Origin of the sequence: Verminephrobacter aporrectodeae subsp. tuberculatae At4 (assembly GCF_000193225.1) — a bacterium.
Classification (GTDB): Bacteria; Pseudomonadota; Gammaproteobacteria; order Burkholderiales; family Burkholderiaceae_C; genus Acidovorax; species Acidovorax aporrectodeae.
Window position 1 is genome coordinate 1 of record NZ_AFAL01000760.1, and the last position, 1,344, is coordinate 1,344.

A 1,344-nucleotide genomic window follows, 5' to 3' on the forward strand; every position below is an offset into this window, starting at 1 on the left:
AACGGCTACTGGATGGAAGACGGCACCGGCACCTGGGTCAACCTGAGCAGCGCAGCCTACGGCGGCAAGATGGGGAGCGAAGGCGGGCGGCTGCGGCTGGACTTTGAAATCAGCGATGGCGGTCGGTTCGACGCCGACGGCCAGGCCAATGGCGCCATCACCGCCCCCGGCGCCGCAGCGCAGATGCCGCTGTCCATCGTGGGCCAGGCGTCCGATCTGGCGCCCAACGGGTTTTGGCTCTGACCCGCGCGCGGCCCCGGGTCGGGCAATCATTTAGCCGTCCAGGACATTCCCGGCCATGCTTGTCCAGCACATGCGCATCACGTCGTCGCGTGATTCCGAACGCATCGGTGCTTGGCCACGCAGGTCTCGCTCTGCAGCGGGCGGCAAATGGTGTCGGCCAACGACCCGGGCGAATGCAACAGATTACCCAGCGTTCCGTTCATGGTCTTGCAATATCACTTGTAATTGTATTTGCATTGAATGGCACCGCCGCATGAAGTCCCCGCACACACTGCAATGCAGCAGCCGGTACCGGCGTCGCTCACGCCGGCGAGGTTCACGCGGATGGTGTTCTCCCGGGCGCTGACGTTGGCCGTGGGCGTGAATGTCGCCGTCCAGACCGTACGGTCGGCGCTCGCCGTGGGCCAATTAATCGGACGCTCGACCGGACTGCAAGGGCGAGGATTTTATTGCATGCAATTTTCTGCATCATAACGGAATTATTTTCAAAGGAATCTCCCATGACCACACCATACAAATCCCACTCCACGCACGTCACCAGCGTCATCATTCTCCTTGGCGATAATTATCTGACCGCCGGGGAAACCATGACGGTGACTTTCATATTTAACGAAGAGCCGTGGGTGGATGCGCTCGGTCCTGGCTTCACACTTTTGAAACCCGCGAGCGGAAGTCATTCAGGTCCTCCAGAGTCACCCTTCGGCGCTTTGTCCAATTTGCAAAAGGACTCCGACAACGCCCGGATATACACCGCCACGTTCACACCAACTGCGGACGTGAGCAGGCCCGTCGGCCGCATCACCCTGGACCTGACCAAGCTCAAGTATGGCTACGACATGGGCGGGCGACTTGCCGGGGTATTCCAGTCCGCCGAGTACACCGTGGACACCACGCCGCCCGACGCGGTCCTGGACGCGGGCAGCGGCAGCGTGGGCCAAGTGTCCACCGCCTGGCAGCCCGGGACCGACGGCAGCAACGACACCTGGGAGGTGGCGCTGAATGCCCCCGGCGCCGGCGCGACATCGACGAACAACCCGATCAGCGTGAACCTCGCGGGCGTCAACACCCGCGTGCTGGTGAATGGCCTGCGCGATGGCATGC

At 62.4% G+C, this 1,344-nt stretch carries 2 protein-coding genes and 1 pseudogene; 2 read left to right on the forward strand and 1 reads right to left on the reverse strand.

Annotated features, from left to right (window positions below):
- On the forward strand, window positions 1–243 hold a 243-nt coding region (locus VTU_RS29165), incomplete at its 5' end, for a choice-of-anchor U domain-containing protein (RefSeq protein WP_010108487.1).
- 215 nt (window positions 244–458) lie between these two features.
- On the opposite strand, the gene VTU_RS35760 is transcribed toward VTU_RS29165, so the two are convergent.
- The gene (locus VTU_RS35760) at window positions 459–656 is read right to left on the reverse strand and encodes an Ig-like domain-containing protein (protein WP_369021525.1); all 198 of its coding nucleotides are present in this window, start codon (window positions 654–656) and stop codon (window positions 459–461) included.
- Between the two features lie 87 nt (window positions 657–743).
- Here VTU_RS35760 and VTU_RS29170 point away from each other — a divergent pair.
- Window positions 744–1,344, forward strand: a pseudogene (locus tag VTU_RS29170) (hypothetical protein); the annotation flags it as partial.